This is a genomic window from Bacillus sp. OTU2372, assembly GCF_038440275.1.
Classification (GTDB): Bacteria; Bacillota; Bacilli; order Bacillales; family Cytobacillaceae; genus Neobacillus; species Neobacillus bataviensis_B.
This window is the reverse complement of the sequence record NZ_JASATK010000012.1, coordinates 130,013-151,660: the sequence shown is the minus strand read 5'-3', so window position 1 is coordinate 151,660 and position 21,648 is coordinate 130,013. Positions and strand designations below refer to the sequence as shown.

Genomic DNA, 21,648 nt, shown 5'->3' with positions numbered 1-21,648 from the left:
TGTTTGTTTAGTTTTCAAAGAACAATTTTTCATATCGCTAAAAGCGACTTTTATAATATATCATCCGCAATCAGCAAAGTCAACAACTTTTTTTAAAAGTTATTTTTCACTGTCAGCAGCGACAAATAATAATATAACAAATAATCTGCGTGTACGTCAACTTCTTTTTGCAAAAAAATTTGAAGTTGTTAAAAGCATTTAGTTTTTTGGTCCATAGCTACTAGTGATGCATTAAAAAAAGTAATGAATTTTTCCATTAGTAGAACTCCTCACTTTTGTGTTCCCTAGTGGAAATTCCGTGTAAATCACTCTATACCAATTAAAAATGAGTATCAAATTTATATAAAACAATTTGGTACTCATTTTAATTTACATTATTTAATGTTTGCTATAGGTAAAGGAACCCGTTCCTTTAATAGAAGGCTTTTCTTTGATCATTTATGGGCTCCTCTGTATTGAGCTGTTGTTAGTTCTTTTATATATGGTTCAAGTTCGGGCATCCTTTTTTCTTTTGCAAGATTAATAGCGAGGTCAATATTATAAGGGACTCGAACAAATTGAATCGAAAAATTGCCTACTTCTTCAACTCCATAAATTCCTTCTAGAATCGCATAGGATGCTTGAGGTATATCCAGGGGATTTCCTACACTTCCTACATTACATAAAGTTTTTCCTTTTATATTTTGAATGTATGCATTGTGTATATCCCCATAGCAAACAAGATCTGGCTCCCTGTTGCCGAGTATATTTTCCGTTTGATTGGTATTTTCAAACATGCTCAAACGGCGGTCGATGGTGTCCCATGGCTGAATTCGGTCATAATAGCTTCTTGGAGAAGCATGAAAAAGTCTAACTAATCTCCCACTCATCATGAACTCTACTGAAAAAGGAAGCTTTTCTAAAAATTGATTCTGTTGAACATTTAATTGATTTTGATGCCATTTGATTGTTTCCGACTCAGTTGGTTTGGTAATAAAATCATCCCAGTTGCCTTTAACCGTTACAGCACAAACATTCTTGATTATGTCAACTGCCTCACTTGAATCGGGGCCTTTACCAACTAAGTCACCTAAACAGATGATTTGTTCAATTTTTCTAGTTTGGATATCTTTTAGGACGGATTGCAGTGCAGGAATATTTCCATGTATATCTGAAATAACAGCGATTTTATCCAAATCTTTCCCCCCTTTTTACTCGATTTTTACTATATTTCTCTTTTTAAATTAAAATTCCTCTTTCAAAACTTCTGTATTTATTATCCCTACAAATAAGTCTATTAAACGAACCTAGTGCCCCTCGCGTTTATAAAAGGAGATGCATGGCCCTATACAACCAACCGACAGCTTTCACAAAAAGATATCTTTCTATAGCTCGTTTTGTGGTATAGTCGAAATCCTTATATAGACCACCATTTTTATGCCTCTCGAACTTACCTACTGGTTTTGACAATACCCCTTTTTCACAACAAGCAATCAATAAAAATCAACACTTCATGTTCCTTACTCCTCTAACCGCAAGTTTTTGGTTATAATAAAGGAATATGGATTTTTTTACAGGTGAATTTTTTAATAGACCATTTTTTTATGGTCCACGCATTAAGCATGGACATTTAATATAACTAAGGGTTCCAGTTAAAGGGGTACATTATTTATGCTTAAAACCAGGTTTATCAAATTACTGACAACTAAATTAGAGGATGGCCGCTTTCTGTTGACGGCCCAAAACGAAAAGGGCTCTTATATGAACCCGTTCGGATGGAAAAACCTCGTTTTTAGCAGCCATGAAGAAAGTTTTTTTGGTACCCTTCTTGAGACCGAAACGGTGAACGACGTCGAAGGGATCATCGTGAGCGGCTGGCAGCTCGTCTCTTTGTTTGCCAAAGAATCCTTCAATCGCTTTATTGATTGGGACTGGAATGAGCAATCTGAGATCTGTCTTGCTTCCGCCCTTACACTTTATGAAGGTATTATAGAGAAGGATTGGCTCCCGGATTTTTCAGTATGGGAACATGGCGATTTCCGTTGGAAGCTGCCAGAACGGGTTAAGGATGAATTTGACTCTTCTTTTTGGGAGCAATCCATCGAGGATGAGAATCAAGTCTTAGTTAGCGAGGATCACAGTCTTGGCACAACCAAAGACTATATTTCTGATTTATATAATGGAGCTCTTGATGCTTATTTAACACGAAATGCTGCTATGAGAGAGCTGTTTGGTCCAAAGTTGGATTTACTGAGAAAGCAGAATATTTCCGGTGTGGAACTGGCTCGTTATTTTGATGAAGAAAGCTGGCTGGAGTGGGTCGGAATCAAGGAAAGCGATACGCCGTTTACAATAGGATTGCGGCTAGAGGAACCGGTTGATGGCGAGGGTGCTTGGGTCCTAGGTGTGTTTTTACGTGGAAAGAAAAATCCTGATGATATCTATGATGTTGAAGGTGTCAGAAAGATTCCTGCCAAGTGGCATCCATACCTAGAAAAAGTGGATCAAGAGCGAACCCGCTGGGCCCGTTTAATTCCATGGCTTGAAGAGGATGGCTTTTTCAAGACCCACCTTACCGAGGAAGAGGCATGGATGTTTTTAACCGATGCTAGTGAAACCTTGGTCGCGCTTAATGTCGAGATCCTCCTTCCTTCCTGGTGGCAGGCGATGAAGAACGCTAACTTGAAGGTGAAAGCATCCTTGAAGGGGTCATCCAGCCATCGGCCGTCGTTTGTAGGGCTGCAGGCGATGCTTGATTTCAACTGGCGTTTTTCCATGAACGGTGTGGATTTGTCTGAAGATGAGTTTGGTAAGCTAGTCGAGGAAAAGCGCCGGCTAGTGTTTATCCGGGGGCGCTGGGTGAAGCTTGACCCGCAGTTTATTCGACAAATTCAGGATTTGATGAAGCGTGCCGAAAAAGAGGGCTTGCATGTCCGCGATTTGCTGGAGCAGGAACTCGTTGATTCGACAGAAACGGAAGAGGAATTGGAGAATCCAAAGGCGTTTGCGAAGATTCAAATTGAGTTAAACCGGCAATGGAAGCAGATGGTCAAGATGCTGTCGGAGGTACATGAGATCCCACTCGAGACTGTTCCGGAAGGGTTGAATGGTGAGCTCCGCCCTTACCAGCAACTTGGTATGAGCTGGCTTTGGTTCCTGCGGCAATTCGGATTCGGTGCCGTGCTTGCCGACGACATGGGTCTCGGTAAAACCGTCCAGCTCATCTCCTACCTTTTAAAGATAAAGAACGAGGATACCTTAGAAATGGTGCCTGACACCGTTAGCACTACTAAGAGGAAAAAAACGGCTGGTGAAGCGGACACTGCAGCAAAGGTGAAGGTGCCGGTGAAGTCGGCGCTGATTATCTGTCCGACGTCGGTGCTTGGAAACTGGCAGAAGGAGTTGGAACGGTTTGCTCCGGAGATGAAGGTGTATCTTCATTATGGTTCAAACCGTCTGAAGGAAGAGGCCTTTACGGAAAAAGTCCAAGACGCTGATGTTGTCTTGACTTCTTATGGATTAAGCCATCTTGATTCAGAAGAGTTCGAATCAGTAATATGGAGTTCGATTGCCATTGATGAAGCGCAAAACATTAAGAATGCCCAAACAAAACAATCAAAGGCGGTACGCAGGCTGCGCGGCCGTCACCATATTGCCTTGACAGGAACGCCGATGGAAAATCGCCTCTCAGAGCTATGGTCCATCTTTGATTTCACTAACCACGGCTATCTTGGCAGCTTAGGGCAGTTCCAGAAGAAGTTTGTTATTCCGATTGAAAAGGATGAAAAGAAAGAAAAGGTTCAGCAGCTTCAGTCGTTGATTCGTCCATTCTTGCTGCGCCGGACGAAAAAGGATGAAGAGGTTGCTCTTAATCTGCCAGATAAGCTTGAGCAAAAGGAGTACTGCCCGCTTACGGCTGAACAGGCATCGTTGTACGAGCAGCTAATCCACGATACCTTTGCGGAGATTGAAAAGTTATCGGGCTTTGAGCGTAAAGGTTTAATTCTTCAAATGCTGACTCGTTTGAAGCAGCTATGTAATCACCCTGCTCTCTATTTAAAGGAACAGGCAATTGGCCGCGAGCTGGTGGACCGCTCGAATAAGATGGAGAAGCTGGTTGAACTGGTTGATGCTGTTTTAGATCAAGGCGAGAGTTGTTTGATTTTTACTCAATATATTGAAATGGGCGAAATGATCCGCAGTACGTTGAAGAAGAAGTTTGGCATCGAGGTGCCGTTCTTGAACGGAAGTGTACCGAAGACACAGCGTGATAGCATGATTGAGCGGTTTCAAAATCAGGAGTTCCCTGTGTTTCTGTTGTCATTGAAGGCCGGCGGAACAGGGTTGAACCTAACAGCTGCGAATCATGTTATCCATTATGATCGCTGGTGGAATCCGGCCGTCGAGAATCAGGCTACAGACCGGGCTTACCGGATTGGCCAATCCAAGTTTGTCCATGTCCATAAGTTGATTTGTACCGGGACGCTTGAAGAGAAAATAGATGCTATGCTGGAGAAAAAACAATTTCTAAATGACCAAATCATCACTAGTGAAAACTGGCTTACTGAGCTTTCAACTGATGAACTGAAGGACCTTGTCTATTTAGGATAATACCGTGGACTGGGGTGCCGGCGAGGGCAAGATTAATACTGTGATGAGATGAGTAACGGTGACAGGCACCATTTCCAACAGCAAAGAAGTAAAAAAGGAAGATTCTATTCATTTTAGAATCTTCCTTTTTTTATCGTTCACATGCAATTAAATCTTTATCTCTGTCGCTCTTTTTATTTGCATCGTAAAGAGCTTGTGAAACAAAAGGTTTGTAATAAGTCTTTCCACCTTTGTTTTTTACGGAAGCTGAACGAGCAACTCCACCTTTATAAACCTTGTTCAATTCTGTACAATTTTTGAAAGTCACAATCTTAGTTGCTGCTTCTGACTCCCCTGCAGAGCCTAATGTAAAACCTAAAAAAAGCGCAAACGGAATTCCTACCTTGAAAAACTTTTTCACGATAAATACCTCACTTACATATTTTACTATTTCCAGTATTTATCTTAATTGAAATAAACCATTTTGACAATTTAAAAATTCTGAATTAATACATCCTTATAGTGTTTGACGCTGATTTCTTATTATTTCAAAGTATTGTGTATCTCCTAACCCATAATCTGTGAATTTGTTTATTAGTGATGTCACAAGTTCATTTTCGGGAACATCTCGGTGCGTTTGGATATATTGCATAAGATCACTATCTTTATTCAGATAACTCAAATATAGCTCTATTCCCTTCTTTATAGGCGCTGGAAGAATGTTCTCAGGCATTGTCTTATCAATCAATACCTGCTTGTAAATAGAATAAAATCCCTCTGCCTTTACGGTAAAATGACTCACAGGTTTAAACTTATCCGCGACTATATGAATATCGATAGCATCTTTATAATCTGCTTGATCTAACCAAGCTAGAATGGTAATAAGGTTGATTTGGCAAAACATATCAGCATCAAACCATAATTCTATATGAGAGAATTCTTTATCAAAAAAAGGCTGCAACGGCTTTAGCGTGTGTTCAACATATTGATCTGCCGTTACATGATGAACTTTTGCCCGTATATCGATGAACTCTGATGAAAATAGATCGTTACAGGTACCTCCATAACACATCGCCTCATTAAAAGGGACCATGCATTCCTGTCCAAGAAAATTTGTTTCCTCGTAATAATTAAACATAGCTTGTCCATTTAAAATATGTAATGTCTTATTTTGAGTCATATTTTTAACCCCTTATTTTTATTCGCCACCTGAGCATTTCCATCATTATTAAGCTTAAGCTGCCAATCAATTGATTTCCAGTCTAAGATACCCTCTCTTGTTTATCTGTTTACTCCACCCACTGTCAGGGAATATTATAATGTAATTTCGCTATTGAGGAGGACAAAATGCATAAGAGTTCTTGTTTTAGTGAGTATGACACCTTAAAAAAAGTGGTGTTATGCTCAGCAACCTATATGACCATCCGCGAACCCATTAATGAAACTCAAAAACAATTTTTAAAAGAAAACATTGATACAGAACTTGCTAAAAAACAGCATCAACAGCTCGTGAAAGTCTTAGAGGAAAACGGTGTTGAAGTGCTGTTACTTACTCCTTCAGAGAAATATCCTGAACAAGTATTCACTCGTGATATTGGCTTTACACTGGGAAATCAGGTGTTTGTGGCCCATATGGCACATGATGTCCGTCAAGGTGAAGAGCAGCCGTTAATTGATTTGCTTGAAAAGGAACTAATCACGTATACCAACCTATTGGAAGACAAAATTGAAGGCGGCGATGTTTTAATTGACCGCAACACCGTTTATATCGGCGTCAGTAACCGTACTAATAAAAAGGCCATTGAACATTTACAAAGTTTGTTACCCACTTTTGAAGTCATTACCGTCCCGTTTACTGATACATATCTCCATTTAGACTGTGTTTTTAATATTCTCTCAGAAGATGAAGCCTTAATTTTTCCAGGTGAAATTGATGAGGACAAACTAAAGATTCTTTCTTCTAGGTACAATTTAATTAAGGTATCAGAAGAAGAACAAGCAACTTTAGGAACTAATGTGCTTTCAATTGGAAACAAGCGCGTGTTAAGTCTGCCCATCAATAAGGAGGTAAATAAGAACCTCAGGGACCGCGGCTACCAAGTGATTGAAGTGGATATTTCAGAGATTATTAAATCTGGCGGTGCCTTTCGCTGCTGTACCATGCCGATATTGAGAGAGACTCCACAATAAATACGGCCATTTGGACGATCACTCAGGAGATTGTCCGAATGCCGTACTATTTCGTATGCAATACTATAAATTACACTTAGAAATCCACTAGAAGATGATTAACTAATAGAATATTGATTTACGACAAAAAATGATTTATCAGAGTAGAACTTATTGACGACCGTTATCCCCAAAAATCTTTTATCTGGGTAGTCAATAGAGCTTATTGACTACCGTCATCCCCCAAAATCAGTCATCTGGGTAGTCAATAGAGCTTTTTGGATTAAGTCAAATCCATCTATTTGAGCGATTTTACAAAGGCGATAAATCCCGTAATCGTGCCTCCGGTGACAGCAGCCTCGGCCTTTCGATTGTGAAAAAAATTATCGAGCTGCATGAAGGTGTGATGACGGTTCATAGTGAACTTGGACAAGGTACTGAGATGACCATCACATTACCCAGAAAGGTGACAGACTAGGTGCTGTCACTTTTTATCATTTGATTGATAAGTTTGTCAGGTTTAGTGAAGTTTTGTATATATTCATCTAGTTTTCATGAATATTGTTAGGAGAAACAGGAAAATTATTGGTTTACGTCAGTTGTTGTCAGAATTTTTGTAAAACAAATCATTGAATCTACTATAATCACAGTGTTACGATTTTTCATGTGAGCGTCACCATGAGTAAATACATAGACAACTACTTTTATGGAGGGATTTTATGAGTCAAATAACCGCAGTTCTAAAAGAAAAGGTAGAGAAGTTTTTAAGTGGAAAGAAGAAACTATTTATCAATGGTGAATTTGTTGAAAGTAAATCTCAGAAAACCTTCGATTCATATAATCCAGCAACTGGAGAAGTATTAGCCTGTGTTTATGAAGCCGGCGCAGAAGATATCGATTTGGCTGTAAAAGCTGCCCGTAAGGCATTCGATGAGGGTCCATGGTCCAAAATGAGTGCGGCGAATCGGAGTCGCCTGATGTACAAGCTTGCTGATTTAATGGAAGAGAACGCTGAGGAACTAGCACAACTCGAGACTCTAGACAATGGTAAACCAATTCGTGAAACTAGCAACGCCGATATCCCTCTGGCGATTGAGCACATGCGCTATTATGCCGGTTGGTCGACGAAAATCGTTGGACAAACAATTCCTGTCAGCGGTCCATACTTCAACTTTACACGTCATGAAGCAGTCGGGGTTGTCGGCCAAATAATCCCGTGGAACTTCCCTCTTCTCATGGCCATGTGGAAACTGGGAGCTGCCCTTGCCACTGGCTGTACAGTGGTTCTCAAACCAGCAGAACAAACACCATTATCTGCTCTATATTTAGCAGAATTAATCCAAGAAGCTGGCTTCCCAGCAGGGGTTGTCAATATCGTCCCTGGTTTTGGGGAAACCGCAGGCCAGCCGCTTGTCGACCATCCTTTAGTTGATAAAATTGCTTTTACCGGCTCCACTGAAGTTGGAAAACAGATTATGGCCAATGCCTCTAAAACATTGAAACGGGTCACTCTTGAGCTTGGTGGAAAGTCGCCTAACATCATCCTTCCAGATGCTGACCTAACCAAGGCCATTCCTGGTGCACTTAACGGTGTTATGTTCAATCAAGGACAGGTTTGCTGTGCCGGTTCCCGCGTGTTTATTCAGAAAAAGCAGTTTGATAATGTGGTAGCTGATATGGCTGCCCATGCGGACAAGATCAAACAAGGTGCTGGAATTCATGCGGATACAGAAATCGGACCGCTTGTATCCGATGAGCAGCAAAAACGAGTGCTCGGCTATATTGAAAGAGGACTTAATGAAGGTGCACAGCTTGTAACTGGCGGCATCAAGCCTCAGGAGCAAGGCTACTTTGTCTCCCCTACTATCTTTGCCAATGTCCGCGACGAAATGACGATTGCCAAGGAAGAAATCTTTGGACCGGTTATTTCAGCTATTGCCTATGACGATTTGGACGAATTAATTAATCGTGCAAACAATAGCGAATATGGACTGGCAGCAGGTGTATGGACTCGCGACGTGGCGAAGGCGCACTATATTTCTAGTAAACTCCGTGCCGGTACTGTTTGGGTCAACTGCTACAATGCCTTTGATGCCGCTTCCCCGTTTGGTGGATATAAACAATCAGGCATCGGGCGTGAAATGGGCTCCTATGCACTTAATAACTATACAGAAGTGAAGAGTGTCTGGATTTCCATGCAATAACTAAGAAAAGCACAAGGCGCTTAGACTTCGGCGACAAGCACAAGACGAGCCGTCCGAAAGGTTGTGCTTTAACCTTTTGGACGGATTGATCTAAATGTGGAGGCGACTGTTCTGGGACTCTAGGCTAAGACGCACCCTGTAAGAAGGCGTTTTTTGCCTTCTTCAGGGGATGGCTTAGACTTCGAGTCCCAAGGAGCCGCAACTGGATAAACTTGTGACCTCGAGCCGATGGCGCCTGGAGCTGGACAATTCTCGAAGTCCAAACTTAGACATTCTTATCTTTTGAAGGATGAGGGCTGAATCTGTTTCCCCAGATCAGCCCTTTTTCTTTTTGTTTTTAAAAAAAGGTTTAGAGCCGGGAAGCCCGGGTACATAAAGAGTGTAAGTCAAATAGCAATTCCAAATAACACTAGGAGGGATTTTATTATGGCAAACAAAGAAAAAGAAAACAGAGGCAATATGACAGTGGAAGAAGCAGGCCGCAAAGGCGGAGAAGAGACTTCTCGCACACATGACAAGGAATTTTACCAAGAAATCGGTCGTAAGGGTGGAGAAGCCACTTCAGAAAACCATGACAAAGAATTTTATCAAGAAATCGGACGCAAGGGCGGAGAAGCCACCTCAAAAAATCACGATAAAGAATTTTATCAGGAAATCGGGGAAAAAGGCGGAAAAGCCCGGGCTGAACAACGAGATGATGATTAAGGCTTAACCATAAAGGGGGGAGAACATTCTCTCCCCTTTTTTTCATAAGCCCTTTGGCCAAATCCCCCCCTACTCCCCTCATTAACCTTCGTATTTATGACATTCGCATTAACAAAGATTTAATTTTCTGAGAAAAACCCATCTGTTTCTCCATAAAAATGGTAGAATAATCTGGTAATCTGTTTTCATAAGTAGAAATGCAGGAGTTGGATTCTAAAAATGAATTCTACATTGATTGATTTCCATAAAAAACGTTTTGAATGGGCCTTTAAGGCGAAAGAGGAATTCCTCAACCATTTCGATCCATATAAGAATGAAGGACTTTCCGACTCAATCGAAGATCTTTTGCATATTCTGCAAACGGATCTTGAAAACCCAAATGAGCCTTGCTTCGACCGCCTCAACAAATTTTATCAAGAAGCGGACGAAGAAATGAAAATGAAGCTTAAAAACTATGAAAAACAAATTGAACCGTACGAGCTGTTAATCACAAAACAATCATCCATCATTGACCATAAAAAAGAAGAAGTCCGAATACAAGAGGACGGATTTGCAATTGAAATTGATGACTATGACCGATTCCTCAAACAGATTGAGCTTAAAAATACGGAAACCGAGCATATTCGGGTATTGGTGGATGATACCATTGAGTATACTCCCCAGGATCGAAAAGCGAGTATTATCAACGAAGATGTGTCTAGATTGCAGATAGCGGTAGAAAGAGACTTAGGGACTTCCATCCTTATACTTAAACAGGAAGCTCATTTTTTTAAAATAGAGCTAGCAACTCCTTTAGATCTTCCCTTCGTCCCTCCGATTCCAGCGATCGAGCAAAAAATCGACTCCTTCTGGTTTAAGAACACCTATGAAAAGGCCCTGTTCAAAACCCGCTCCCAAGCACATGATTGGGTTACGGAGATGTATCAAAATTATAATCGCTTGTTAACATCGATTTTATATGAAGTAAGAGCGCAAAGAGAACAGGCTGTCAAAGAGGCAGAGGCATCAAAGCTTGAGTACAGACAAAAAATTAACACTCTTGAAAACCATCTGGTTACATATCAAAAGGAAGAAGCGCAGCTTAAAGCCCGCTATCAAAAGGCTTGCCAAGTGTGGAATCAATTCCAGAAGCATGCGTCACAGTTGCAGGGCTATTTGATCAAGCATTGGCTGGAGTATAAGGAAGAATTGCAGCAGGATTTCCTATATGGAGACGCGGAAGGCCGCTTTCTTGCGGCACACTATTTACAGCTTTTGCGGCAAGACGGTGAGAAGATTATTAAACCTTTAATCAGTGGAGGCGATGAATAAATGGTACAAACAAATCTCCCTACAAAAAGTGAATATGAACATGCGGTTAATGAATTAAAGAAGCTGAACGAAGACATTTTTTACGGTGATTTTAAAGAAAAAATGCACTCATTAGAAGGCAGAAACAAGGAACTGTTGGAAAAAGCCGTAACAACAGTGGATACCGTTTCTAACGAAATTGCTGAGTTCACGCGCGAGCTAACGGTTTCAGCCGAAAACAATCGGAAATTTTTGGAGCAAAACGAGTCGTTCTTCACTCTCACAAAGGATGACTTAGCAAAAACACAAGAAAAATTAGCTACCCATGTCACGGCACTGTTGGCAATGGATAACCGTTTGCAGCAGCTGCAGCAATCGTACAAAGAAATGTTCCACAAACATTCCGAGTCCATCAATAGCATTCTGGTGGTGCGTGAAGAGGCGCTAATTAACAAAGTCGTGTATCAACTCGAGTGCCTCGCCCAAAAACAGCTAGCGGAACTCGAGCTTCACAAGGCGGAAATAGAACAATTGCGAGAACAAATAGAGTCGGTGAGCAGCCACAATCAAGAGACACTCCAAGCCCTTTCCAACCAGATGACGAGCAAACAAGACCTTGCAAAGCTGGAGAAAAGAAGCTCGCTTAAAATGAACCTATTATTGGCGGTAGTGGCAGCGGAAGCAATCTTAATTGGAATCAAATTTTTTATGTAAGAGCAATGGGGCTGTCCAATTTGGACAGCCTCTATTTTTATGGATGTGGGTGGGATTTGTTAATATAATCGATTTTTTGTTAATATCTGCTGATTTTTTGTTAATATATTTAAATTTTTGTAAATATGTCTCACTTTTTTGTTAATATCCGCTAGATTTTGTTAATATCTGCAAATCGCTTGGCCTCCACTCTTCCGTTGAACAGGTTTCATCCACCCTGACAAAGGGTAATTTAATATGGAGTCTTAGAAAAGGAGTGGATTGCTATGAGCAAAAAAATTGCTGTGGTAGTAACAGATCATTTCGAGGATTCCGAGTACAGCGAGCCGGTCCAGGCCTTTAAGGAAAATGGGCACGAGATCACGGCAATCGAAATGGAGAAAGGTAAAACCGTGAAAGGAAAACAGGGAAATAGTGAAGTAGTCATCGATAAAAGTATTGATGACGTCTCTCCAGAGGACTTTGATGCCCTATTCATTCCTGGTGGATTTTCACCGGATATCCTCCGTGCAGACGAGCGTTTTGTCCAATTCACCAAAGCCTTCATGGATGCTAAAAAACCTGTATTAGCCATTTGCCATGGACCTCAACTGCTCATCACAGCGGAAACGCTTGAGGGGCGTGATGTTACCGGGTACAAGTCCATTCACGTGGATTTAAAGAATGCTGGCGCTAATTTGCATGACAAAGAGGTTGTCGTGTGCCAGAATCAACTGGTCACTAGCCGGCAGCCGGATGATATACCGGCCTTTGTCCAAGAATCATTAAGAATATTAGGGTAGCATCAAGGCAGAAGGAACATCCTTCTGCCTTTTTGGGTGCTAGCCATTTATTTTAAATGTTTCCTTGTGATCTAACTCTATGAGTGTCATACTCTTTTTGCTTTTCGGTATTGCTTGGCGAATGAATGGAATCACCCAGCGATCAAGACCAATTTTTCCAGCATTGAAGCCTGCAAAAAGGATGATACCGCCTAACAAGATATCCACTGGGTTAGTAGAAATGGCTCCAGCAAACAAATAAGAGAAATTCAGCATTAGTCCAAAAAACATGGCTGCAGTGGTTAAGCAGCCTAGGATTAGGCCTAAACCAACTAAAAATTCACCAACGGGGATAACTGTATTAAAGACATGAACGTTAGGTAACGCAACCTGTTTTAAGAAATCAATATACCAACCAAAGACAACTGCTCCGTCCGGCCCTTTCACTGGATTTGCGATAGCTCCTTTCAGGAACCCCGAAGCATCAAAATCCCCGTTTATTATCTTGCCCCAACCAGCTGCGAGCCAACTATATCCAAGATATAAACGAAGAACTGTTAATATACTAGAAGCAATCTTGTTTTGTCTTAACCAATCTACTACCATTTGCAACTTCCCCAAGGAATACTAGTTTTATGTACGGTCTTACCATAACAAATTTATTTTTCCGAGCGGGAAGTTTCTTCACAATTTAACAAACTCTTAAATCTATTTAAAATAATGTAATTAATTATATATTTCGTTACACTGTTGCAATGGTTTGGAAAGGATTGCCGACGAAATCTACCATTGAACTCAAATTCAGCATATTTTTCCACTTTGATTATATTTCTCTAAGGCTCTGTTATATTTGGCTGTTGATTACAGCGTAAGAAGTGCGCTTTCCGCGCGTGCCGGGGAGCCTCCCTTGTTAATCAAAACATAAATTTCGTTCTAGATGGATGAATAGATGAGAATTCTACAAATAACATGCTGTATTCTACAAATTAGAGCAATAATTAAACGAAATTTTTAGTAATTCTACAATACTTCGCATGAATTCTACAAAAGTTGGAAATAAAATTCCAACAAAACAATTAATAGGTATAAATTCTACAAATCTCAGGTGGTTTTCTACGAAATCAGGTAGTTATTCTACAAAACAGGGAAAATACACCCAGACACAAGGCTACAAAATCACTTCAAACTCCCTAACAAACACAGCATTCCCAGTAATCTTAATATCATAACTATTCTCCGCCCTAACGACATGAACGGTAACCCGCCCATCTTTCCCCATTTCCTGCCCCTGCTCTACCACTAGATTCAATGAATCTACAAAATCCGTCTTTATGTATTTCGCATAATAAGCTCCCATAACCCCTGAAGCCGTTCCCGTTACAGGATCTTCGATAGTCCCAGAATATGGGGATGAAAAGTGGCGGCCATGCATATCGGCTTCCGAATGATAGGTTTCCAAACAGATAGGATGAATAGAGGCGCGCGGCATTTCTTTTAAAATAGTCGGGAACAACTCATTATTCGGTTTCATATTTTCAAAGGATGCTAGTTTTCTTATTGGTACTAATAGTGTCCAAATCCCCGTACTGCCATAGAGAACAGGCAGCTCTGAATCTATCTCCTCTTCCGTTAGCCCTATCGCACTAGCTAAATCTTCCCTAGAGCCATTAAACTCTTTAAACTGTGGTGCAGCCTGCTTCATCGTTATAAACGATTGTTCATTGATCTTGATAGGTAAAATCCCTGCTTTTGTTTCAATGGTCATATCGGTCTTGTCGCCTAACTGCCCACTCGTTTTTAGAGCATAAACCATCGCCATGGTTCCATGTCCGCACAAGTTCATTTCGTGACCTGGTGTAAAAAAGCGGATTCTAAGGTCGGCGATGTCTGATTTAACTGGAAAAGCGGTCTCATTGAACCCTACTTTTAACGCAACCTCTTGCATTTCCTCCTCCGTCAGATCATCCCCATTCAAAACGACCCCTGCCGGATTCCCTTTATTCGGTTCCTTGCTAAACGCATCATATTGAAACACCTTAACGGATTTCACCTTTTTAAGTCCCCCTTTTATTGAATTGGGTAAAATTAACATATGCAATTAGTATATAGAAAAAAAGTCACCTGTACTAGTGACTTTGATAACTTCGAGTAATTTTTAAATAAGCTTCATGATTTGTTAATAATTTGTTCATCTATGGGGTGTAAGATAAACCTATGAAATTGATTTTACCTCTTTTTCATAGATGACCCCCTTTTAATTATATATTGTTTGGTCCAGCTGATCGTCAGCTGGATATTTTTTTTTGTTTATGTCATCTTACATTTTTGATATAATAACCCCCGGCATAAGTTAAATAAATGAACTTAATGCGGGTGGGAGAGGGAAATCGCGAAAGTGTGATAATAACAATGAAAGGGGTATTTAAACTTAAGCAGCATGAAACCAATATTAGAAAGGAGGTTATAGCAGGGTTAACCTCATTCTTTTCGATCGTCTATATTCTTGCCGTCAACGGAAAGATTCTTGAAGATGCTGGAATCCCTTTAGAAGCTGGAATTATTGCAACTGTATTATCATCGTTTATCGGATGTTTACTGGTTGCCTTTATCGCCAATGCACCATTGATTATCGTTCCGGGGATGGGGATTAATGCCTTATTTACGTTTACGATTGTGGGTTCGTTAGGGCTTGATTATAAGGAGGCTTTAGGGGCTGTTGTCCTTTCTGGCATACTTTTTGTTATCGTTGCCTTTACAAAATTACACAGCATCCTAACAAGAGCGATTCCAGATTCATTAAAAGAATCAATTTCAGTTGGTATTGGCCTATTTATTGCCTTTATTGGTCTTCAAAAAAGCGGGATTGTTGTCGGGAGCTCGACTAATTTTGTTTCCCTTGGTGAGTTATCTTCGCCTATTGTGTTGGCTTCGATTATTAATCTCATCATTGCGTTATTTCTGTTCTTAAAGAAAATACCGGGGAATTTTTTAATCACCATCATCCTGGGGACGATTGTTTCGTATTTTTTTGGACTGGTTGATTTTAAAGGGATGGATACTAGCTTCATTTCCTTTGAGAGCTATAAGGATGTGTTCCTAAGCAGCCATTTTGGAAAGTGGGCTTTCCTTCCATTTTGGTCCGCTGTCTTCTCACTGGTGTTAGTGCTTGTCTTTGAAAATATCGGGTTGGTGCATTCACAAGTGAATGGGATGCTTCAGGCACCCGAAAAGAGCGGGAAATCTTTAAAGGCAATCTCGATTTCCACGATTGTTTGTGGATTGTTAGGCACAAGTCCTGCTGTTTCGACGGTTGAAACAGCGGCGGGTATTACCACGGGCGGTAGAACTGGGTTAACCTCTGTTGTAACAGGTTCACTTCTTCTGTTATCTCTATTTTTCATGCCGTTTATCAAACTAGTGCCAGAAACCGCGATCACTCCGATTCTTATTATTATCGGGGGATTGATGATGAAAAATGTAGTAAATATCGATTTCTCTGATTTTACTGAAGCATTTCCGGCCTTTCTGGTGATCATCATGATTCCATTAACCTATAGTATTGTTGATGGAATTGCTTTCGGATTTATCGCTTATCCGCTTGTAAAAGTTTTTTCTAATAAATTAAAACAGATTTCACTTTCAAGCGTCATCATTTCACTGTTGTTCTTTACCAATTTTCTGCTTCATGCAGTTGGTTAGGAAGCGAACTAATAAGAAGAAGACCTCTTAAATACCAAGAGGTCTTCTTTTTTACTATAGTTATAAAACTACACTTACAATCACGGATGATAAAACACTCACTAAAGTTGCTCCATACAATAACTTTAAGCCAAATCGCGCAACTGTATTACCCTGCTTTTCGTTTAGGCTTTTTACTGCTCCGGCAACAATTCCGATGGAAGAGAAGTTTGCAAACGAGACGAGGAATACTGAAATAATCCCTAATGTCCGTGGACTAAAGCTAGATTGTATTTTGGTTAAATCCATCATGGCTACAAACTCATTCGTGACAAGCTTCGTTGCCATAATTCCTCCAGCCCGGACAGTTTCTGAAAATGGGACACCCATGATAAAGGCAAGCGGCGAAAAAACATATCCTAAAATTTCTTGGAATGAAATCCCAAAAATCAGATCAAATATGTTATTAATTCCAGCAATTAACGCCACAAAACCGATTAACATCGCCCCAACAATGACTGCTACTTTAAACCCATCGATAATATATTCCCCTAGCATTTCAAAGAAGCTTTGTTTTTCTACCTCTTGGATCACCAGTATATCCTCACTTGGATTCACCAAATAGGGGTTAATGATCGAGGTTATAATAAATCCGCCAAATAAATTAATGACCAGTGCGGTGACCACATATTTCGGTTCAATCATGGTCATATAGGCTCCGACGATGGACATTGAGACGGTAGACATTGCGGAGGCACACAACGTATATAAACGATTCGCAGGAAGCAGACCCAGCTGTTTCTTCACCGTGATAAACACTTCAGATTGACCAACGATTGCTGAGGCCACTGCGTTATATGATTCCAATTTCCCCATGCCGTTCACCTTGCTTAAAGCTAAACCAATCGCTTTCATAATGAAGGGAAGGATTTTTAAATACTGAAAAATGCCAATTAAGACGGAAATGAACACAATCGGAAGCAGGACCGTTAGAAAGAACGGCGCTTCTCCTTTATTTGCAAGCCCGCCAAACACAAACGATACCCCGTTGCCTGCATACTCTAATAATTTACTAAACACCTCAGCAAACCCTTTAATTAAAACTAAACCAAATGTTGTATTTAATAATAAAGCAGACAAAATGACTTGAATCACGATCATAAGGAAGATCGGCTTCCATTTAATCTGTTTCCGATTATTGCTGGCGAGAAAAGCTAGTCCAAAAACGACTAATAATCCAATAATGGCAATGATGTACTTCATAGTTAAGTTCCTCCATGCTGTCTTTCTAATTTTTTGAATTCGCTTACAATTTAGTAAAAAATTTTTAACAACGATGATTACTATATCAGTAGTAACCAATCTTGTAAAGGAAGATATCACATTTTAGTCATAAGAAATATTTTACAACGCTTGTTTTATCCCATATGATAAATTTAGTGTTTCCAATTTTTTTAAAAGAGGTCAGAATGATGCTTAGAAAGTTTGGATTTTCTCAATATGAAAGCCAGGTGTATGAAGTTCTCGTGTCTTCGAGTGAACCGTTGGATGCCACACTCATTGTTAAATATTCTGGTGTTCCCAAGGCAAAGATTTATGAAGTGCTGACGCGGATGGTTGAAAAAGGTCTCGTATTAGACTCTGTTTCCGAAAAGAAAAAACTTTATACCGCTCTGCCTTTAAATCTAGTTATCGAAAAATTAACCAAGGAATTTGAAGAAAATATAAGTCAATTGAAAAACAATACCCATCAAAACAACAGGTCTGATGATCGCGTCTGGAGTTTAAAGGTTGATTCTTCCATTCAACTCCAATGTAAACAGCTTCTCCAAGATGCGAAGCATTCGATTCAAATTTCGGTTTGGAAAGAAGACTTCCAAGCGTTTTTGCCAATTCTAATTGAAAAAGAACAATCAGGCGTAAAAGTCGAGGCACTTGTTGTGGGTGATGTTCAAGAATCACTCCTTTCCTCCCTGCATATCCTGTCGCCAAATGAAGAACACCGCAGATTAGAGAAAAACCGCCTCATTATTATTGATGAGGAGACAATTTTGTTTGCCGGTGTCGAAAACAATGCATGGCAAGCCATGCTCACAAAATCAAAGCCGTTTGTGAAGTTTTTCGTCGAGTTTTTCTACCATGATGTCGTGTTAACTAAAGTCACCAAAAAATATGAAGATCAGTTAATGAATGATGAAGAATTTAAACATCTTCTGTTAAGGCTTCGGTATTAAGAAAAGCGCAAGCGCCTTGGTCAGCCCCGACAAGCATAAGACGAGCCGGCCGAAAGGTTGCTCTTTAACCTTTTGGACGGATTGGCTTATGACCTCGAGGGGCTAGGCGCTGGAGCTGGACAATTTTCAGAGCAAATTTTATACTCTCTTATCTTATAAGAAAGGCACAGGGGAGTTCCCCTGCCTTTTATTTAGTTAGCGTTTCAAGAGCAATAACGACCATATCATTAAAGGTGGTTTGCCGCTCTTCAGCTGTGGTATCTTCCCCAGTAAAAATATGATCGCTGACAGTGAGAATTGATAGGGCCGAAGCTCCATACTTGGCCGCTAAGGTGTACAAAGCTGTTGTTTCCATCTCTACAGCTAATACCCCATAGTCTCCCAACTTCTTCACGATCTCCATGCTGTCACGGTAAAACATGTCAGCCGATAACACATTGCCTGCCTTAATATCCATTCCCATTTGAATACCATTTTCAAACGCTTTGTTTAACAAGTTAAAATCAGCACATGGTGCATAATCAATCCCCGGAAAAGTTAGGCGGTTAATATTTGAATCCGTAGTTGAAGTCATGGCAAGAATGACATCACGTACATGGATATCCTTTTGAATGGCACCACAAGAACCGACCCGAATTAAGTTCTTTACACCATAATCGCGGATTAATTCATTTACATAAATCGAAATAGAAGGGATCCCCATTCCTGTTCCCTGAACGGAAACTCTTTTCCCCTTATACGTTCCTGTAAATCCAAGCATACCCCGAACCTCATTGTAGCAATGGACCTCTTCTAAAAAGGTCTCAGCGATATACTTCGCACGCAAAGGATCTCCAGGTAATAGAATATTTTCGGCAATTTCACCTTGTTTTGCATTAATATGAACACTCATTTGCTCATGATTACAGAGATGGTAGACCCTGTAATCATGTTCACCTCCTTTAAAATTGTTGAGCCTCTCTATTTCTCACATTTCCCCGTGTAATTGAAAAAATGGCACATAGTAAGGCGAAGAAGACAAAAATCCCGCCAATCGAGGCATTATATAGAACGGAATAATGATTAATCACCATACCGCCAATAATGGATCCTAGAGCAATTCCAACATGTAAAGCTGAATTATTTAAACTTTGTTGAATATCAGATGTTTCCGGTGAGGTCTCAATTAAATAGTTTTGTTGCGCTGGTGTAATCGCCCAGCTTAACATACTCCACACCATCATCACAATCACAAACAGAATGATAGAAAAAGTTACTTTTGGCAGGGTAAACATAACAAGACAAAAGATCACCACAATGGTCAAAATACTTTTCTTTGAGCCCCACTTGTCTGCCATATAGCCGCCAAGGCCTCCGCCAAAGACAGCAGAAATACCAAAGATAAAATAAAAAAAGCTAACCCATGCAGCATCTAAATGTAAGGTAGATTTTAGAAATGGCGTCAAATAAGCATACAGCGTTAAATGACCCGTTAAAAACAAAACAGATGTTAATTGAGCAAACAAAATCTTTGAATTTTTTAAGGTGTTTAATTGCTTGCCAAGCGAGATAACCGGTTTGGGTTCAATTTTTCCAAGAAAGAAATAAACCCCAATCATCGAAATAAGTGTAAGGATCGCAATGAACAGGAATGGTGAACGCCAGCCGAAGTGATTCCCTACAATAAGCCCCGCCGGTACCCCTAATACTAAGGAACCGCTAATCCCCATAAAAATAATCCCAATCGCTCGTGCACGAAACTCTTCTTTTACAATATTCGAACCAATCGTTACACAGAGGACAACTAATAATGATCCACATGCGGCTGAGATTATCCTTGATAGGAAAAGCACAAGAAAATTGGGACTAAAAAAAGCCACAAGATTCCCCACAAAAAACAGGCTTAATGTGATAAGCGCTAATCGTTTCCTTTCCACCTTAGCGGTCAACGTTAACAGGACAGGAGACGCAATCGCAAAAACAAGTGAATAGATGGTGATTAGTTCACCGGCTTTACTAACAGAAACGCCTAGCCCGCTCGAAACAATGTCTAAAATTCCGCCGACAATTAATTCCGCCATCCCTACTACAAAAGACACAATAGCTAAAATATAAACTCTAAAATTCAACTAATCCAACCTCCCTTTCACAGATTCGCCAATTGGTTACTACCACAATAGTAACCTCTATTACATTCTTAATGCAAGAACTTTTTTTCTATGACCAAAAAGAAAAACCAGCTGAGTGCAGCCGGTCCGCTTTGATAAAGTTGTTATAGCTTTAAAAAATCATAGATGGCACTCAAGCCGTTCAACAGTAAGAATCAATGCCCAAGTTAAAATATAAAAAAAGCCACCCATACTAGTGACTTAGGTAATTTCTATTGGTTAAATCGCAAATGCACAAACTTTAACATCTTGATTAAATCGACAAGCCGCACCATTAAGCGCGTCCCGCTTTCCCACTGCTTGCTGACCGGAATGCCCTTAAAGTATGATTCGGTTGATATTAACTTGATGTTCGGCGACCAGCTTTCAAGTATTCTGGGATTGTTGACATAAAAATACATTTTGGCACCCTTGTTTCCTGTTTTTTCAACTATGCGGTTGGAGATGTTTACGGCAAATTTCGATTCGGCATCAAAGAACAACTCACCGCCCGGAAAGCGTGATGCCATGTGCTGAAACATTTCTTTGAGCTGACTTTCCTGAAAGTAATAGAATACTCCGGCAGAGATAAAAAGGATGCTATCCTCCTTATTAAAAATCACATCGTCAAACCAGGACACATCGAAAAAAGATTTGGCGATGCAGGTATTCCTTGGTGTGTCAGCGATTAGTGTTTGCCGGAATGCAATCGCATCGGCTAAATCAAGGTTATACCAGTTAATCGTACCATTATCCACCCTTAAAAAAGTCGTATCCAGCCCCGCCCCGATGTTAACAATGGTGGCCCGAGGATGCTTTTCAATAAACGCCCGAATCATATCGTCTATTTTTCGAGCACGGACAATATAGCTGATGCCGCCGTATTCCCCAAACGTCCTAGCAATTTCGGTAAAATCGAATTCGCAGCCGGCAATGATTTCGATCGCTTCTTTGTCGTACAAGATTTCCGGATTCTTCTCACTTGCTGTCGCGCGCCCCCAAAGCGGGATGAGCATGGTGGCTTGAACGGATTGTAAGTTTATCGTCATTTATCATTCCTCCATTTTTATCAGCTGAATATATAAAATAATTATCAACATTACTTTCAACTTATCCATTCACACAACCCTCGAATATTTTTTAAATAAGCTTCATGATTTGTTCATAGTTTGTTCATCTACGGGGTGTAAGATAAACC

General features: G+C 40.3%; 18 protein-coding genes and 2 pseudogenes. 11 read left to right on the top strand and 9 right to left on the bottom strand.

The window, feature by feature from the left end; translation table 11 throughout:
- Positions 1 to 202: hypothetical protein (locus AAHB15_RS18805; RefSeq protein WP_342043067.1), on the top strand; the 202-nt coding region annotated here is incomplete at its 5' end.
- A 232-nt stretch (positions 203 to 434) separates the two neighbouring features.
- On the opposite strand, the gene AAHB15_RS18800 is transcribed toward AAHB15_RS18805, so the two are convergent.
- Positions 435 to 1,175, bottom strand: coding sequence for a metallophosphoesterase family protein (locus AAHB15_RS18800; protein WP_335572641.1), 741 nt, complete (start codon positions 1,173 to 1,175; stop codon positions 435 to 437).
- Positions 1,176 to 1,650: 475 nt separating this feature from the next.
- Between AAHB15_RS18800 and AAHB15_RS18795 the strand changes: the two genes are divergently transcribed.
- Positions 1,651 to 4,590: a DEAD/DEAH box helicase gene (locus AAHB15_RS18795; protein WP_335572640.1), complete on the top strand. Its 2,940-nt coding sequence runs from the start codon at positions 1,651 to 1,653 to the stop codon at positions 4,588 to 4,590.
- A gap of 130 nt (positions 4,591 to 4,720) precedes the next feature.
- On the opposite strand, the gene AAHB15_RS18790 is transcribed toward AAHB15_RS18795, so the two are convergent.
- Entirely contained in the window at positions 4,721 to 4,990 is a 270-nt protein-coding gene (locus AAHB15_RS18790; protein WP_446715884.1) for an excalibur calcium-binding domain-containing protein, read from the bottom strand.
- Between the two features lie 96 nt (positions 4,991 to 5,086).
- Complete coding sequence (locus AAHB15_RS18785; protein WP_342043066.1) at positions 5,087 to 5,749, bottom strand: AraC family transcriptional regulator; 663 nt, start codon at positions 5,747 to 5,749, stop codon at positions 5,087 to 5,089.
- 167 nt (positions 5,750 to 5,916) lie between these two features.
- Between AAHB15_RS18785 and AAHB15_RS18780 the strand changes: the two genes are divergently transcribed.
- The 7 genes and pseudogenes from AAHB15_RS18780 (at position 5,917) to AAHB15_RS18750 (ending at position 12,433) form a co-directional block, all read left to right on the top strand.
- A complete protein-coding gene (locus tag AAHB15_RS18780; RefSeq protein ID WP_342043065.1) occupies positions 5,917 to 6,759 on the top strand; it encodes a dimethylarginine dimethylaminohydrolase family protein in 843 nt (280 codons plus the stop codon).
- A 274-nt stretch (positions 6,760 to 7,033) separates the two neighbouring features.
- Positions 7,034 to 7,216 (top strand): annotated as a pseudogene (locus AAHB15_RS18775) (ATP-binding protein); the annotation flags it as partial.
- A gap of 241 nt (positions 7,217 to 7,457) precedes the next feature.
- Positions 7,458 to 8,942 (top strand): aldehyde dehydrogenase family protein, encoded by a 1,485-nt coding sequence (locus AAHB15_RS18770; protein WP_342043064.1) that lies wholly within the window; start codon positions 7,458 to 7,460, stop codon positions 8,940 to 8,942.
- A 459-nt stretch (positions 8,943 to 9,401) separates the two neighbouring features.
- A pseudogene (locus AAHB15_RS18765) lies at positions 9,402 to 9,644 on the top strand (KGG domain-containing protein); the annotation flags it as partial.
- A gap of 222 nt (positions 9,645 to 9,866) precedes the next feature.
- The gene (locus AAHB15_RS18760) at positions 9,867 to 10,958 is read left to right on the top strand and encodes a hypothetical protein (RefSeq protein WP_342043063.1); all 1,092 of its coding nucleotides are present in this window, start codon (positions 9,867 to 9,869) and stop codon (positions 10,956 to 10,958) included.
- Complete coding sequence (locus AAHB15_RS18755) at positions 10,959 to 11,651, top strand: hypothetical protein (RefSeq protein ID WP_342043062.1); 693 nt, start codon at positions 10,959 to 10,961, stop codon at positions 11,649 to 11,651.
- 266 nt (positions 11,652 to 11,917) lie between these two features.
- Positions 11,918 to 12,433, top strand: a complete 516-nt coding sequence (locus AAHB15_RS18750) for a type 1 glutamine amidotransferase domain-containing protein (protein WP_335572633.1) — start codon at positions 11,918 to 11,920, stop codon at positions 12,431 to 12,433.
- A gap of 39 nt (positions 12,434 to 12,472) precedes the next feature.
- Here the strand turns inward: AAHB15_RS18750 and AAHB15_RS18745 are convergent, their stop codons facing one another.
- Together AAHB15_RS18745 and AAHB15_RS18740 are read right to left on the bottom strand one after the other, a co-directional pair.
- Positions 12,473 to 13,018: a DoxX family protein gene (locus AAHB15_RS18745; protein WP_335572632.1), complete on the bottom strand. Its 546-nt coding sequence runs from the start codon at positions 13,016 to 13,018 to the stop codon at positions 12,473 to 12,475.
- 562 nt (positions 13,019 to 13,580) lie between these two features.
- Positions 13,581 to 14,462 (bottom strand): PhzF family phenazine biosynthesis protein, encoded by an 882-nt coding sequence (locus AAHB15_RS18740; RefSeq protein ID WP_342043061.1) that lies wholly within the window; start codon positions 14,460 to 14,462, stop codon positions 13,581 to 13,583.
- Between the two features lie 359 nt (positions 14,463 to 14,821).
- Here AAHB15_RS18740 and AAHB15_RS18735 point away from each other — a divergent pair, with 359 nt between their 5' ends.
- Positions 14,822 to 16,111, top strand: a complete 1,290-nt coding sequence (locus tag AAHB15_RS18735) for an NCS2 family permease (RefSeq protein ID WP_342043073.1) — start codon at positions 14,822 to 14,824, stop codon at positions 16,109 to 16,111.
- Between the two features lie 60 nt (positions 16,112 to 16,171).
- On the opposite strand, the gene AAHB15_RS18730 is transcribed toward AAHB15_RS18735, so the two are convergent.
- Positions 16,172 to 17,353 (bottom strand): NupC/NupG family nucleoside CNT transporter, encoded by a 1,182-nt coding sequence (locus tag AAHB15_RS18730; protein WP_342043060.1) that lies wholly within the window; start codon positions 17,351 to 17,353, stop codon positions 16,172 to 16,174.
- Between the two features lie 209 nt (positions 17,354 to 17,562).
- Here AAHB15_RS18730 and AAHB15_RS18725 point away from each other — a divergent pair, with 209 nt between their 5' ends.
- The gene (locus AAHB15_RS18725; RefSeq protein ID WP_342043072.1) at positions 17,563 to 18,324 is read left to right on the top strand and encodes a TrmB family transcriptional regulator; all 762 of its coding nucleotides are present in this window, start codon (positions 17,563 to 17,565) and stop codon (positions 18,322 to 18,324) included.
- A 187-nt stretch (positions 18,325 to 18,511) separates the two neighbouring features.
- Here the strand turns inward: AAHB15_RS18725 and deoD are convergent, their stop codons facing one another.
- The 3 genes from deoD to AAHB15_RS18710 form a co-directional block, all read right to left on the bottom strand.
- A complete protein-coding gene (deoD, locus tag AAHB15_RS18720) occupies positions 18,512 to 19,216 on the bottom strand; it encodes a purine-nucleoside phosphorylase (RefSeq protein WP_342043059.1) in 705 nt (234 codons plus the stop codon).
- Between the two features lie 49 nt (positions 19,217 to 19,265).
- Positions 19,266 to 20,432, bottom strand: a complete 1,167-nt coding sequence (locus AAHB15_RS18715; RefSeq protein WP_420491153.1) for an MFS transporter — start codon at positions 20,430 to 20,432, stop codon at positions 19,266 to 19,268.
- Positions 20,433 to 20,683: 251 nt separating this feature from the next.
- Positions 20,684 to 21,499: a class I SAM-dependent methyltransferase gene (locus tag AAHB15_RS18710; RefSeq protein WP_342043058.1), complete on the bottom strand. Its 816-nt coding sequence runs from the start codon at positions 21,497 to 21,499 to the stop codon at positions 20,684 to 20,686.
- Between the last annotated feature and the right edge of the window lie 149 nt (positions 21,500 to 21,648).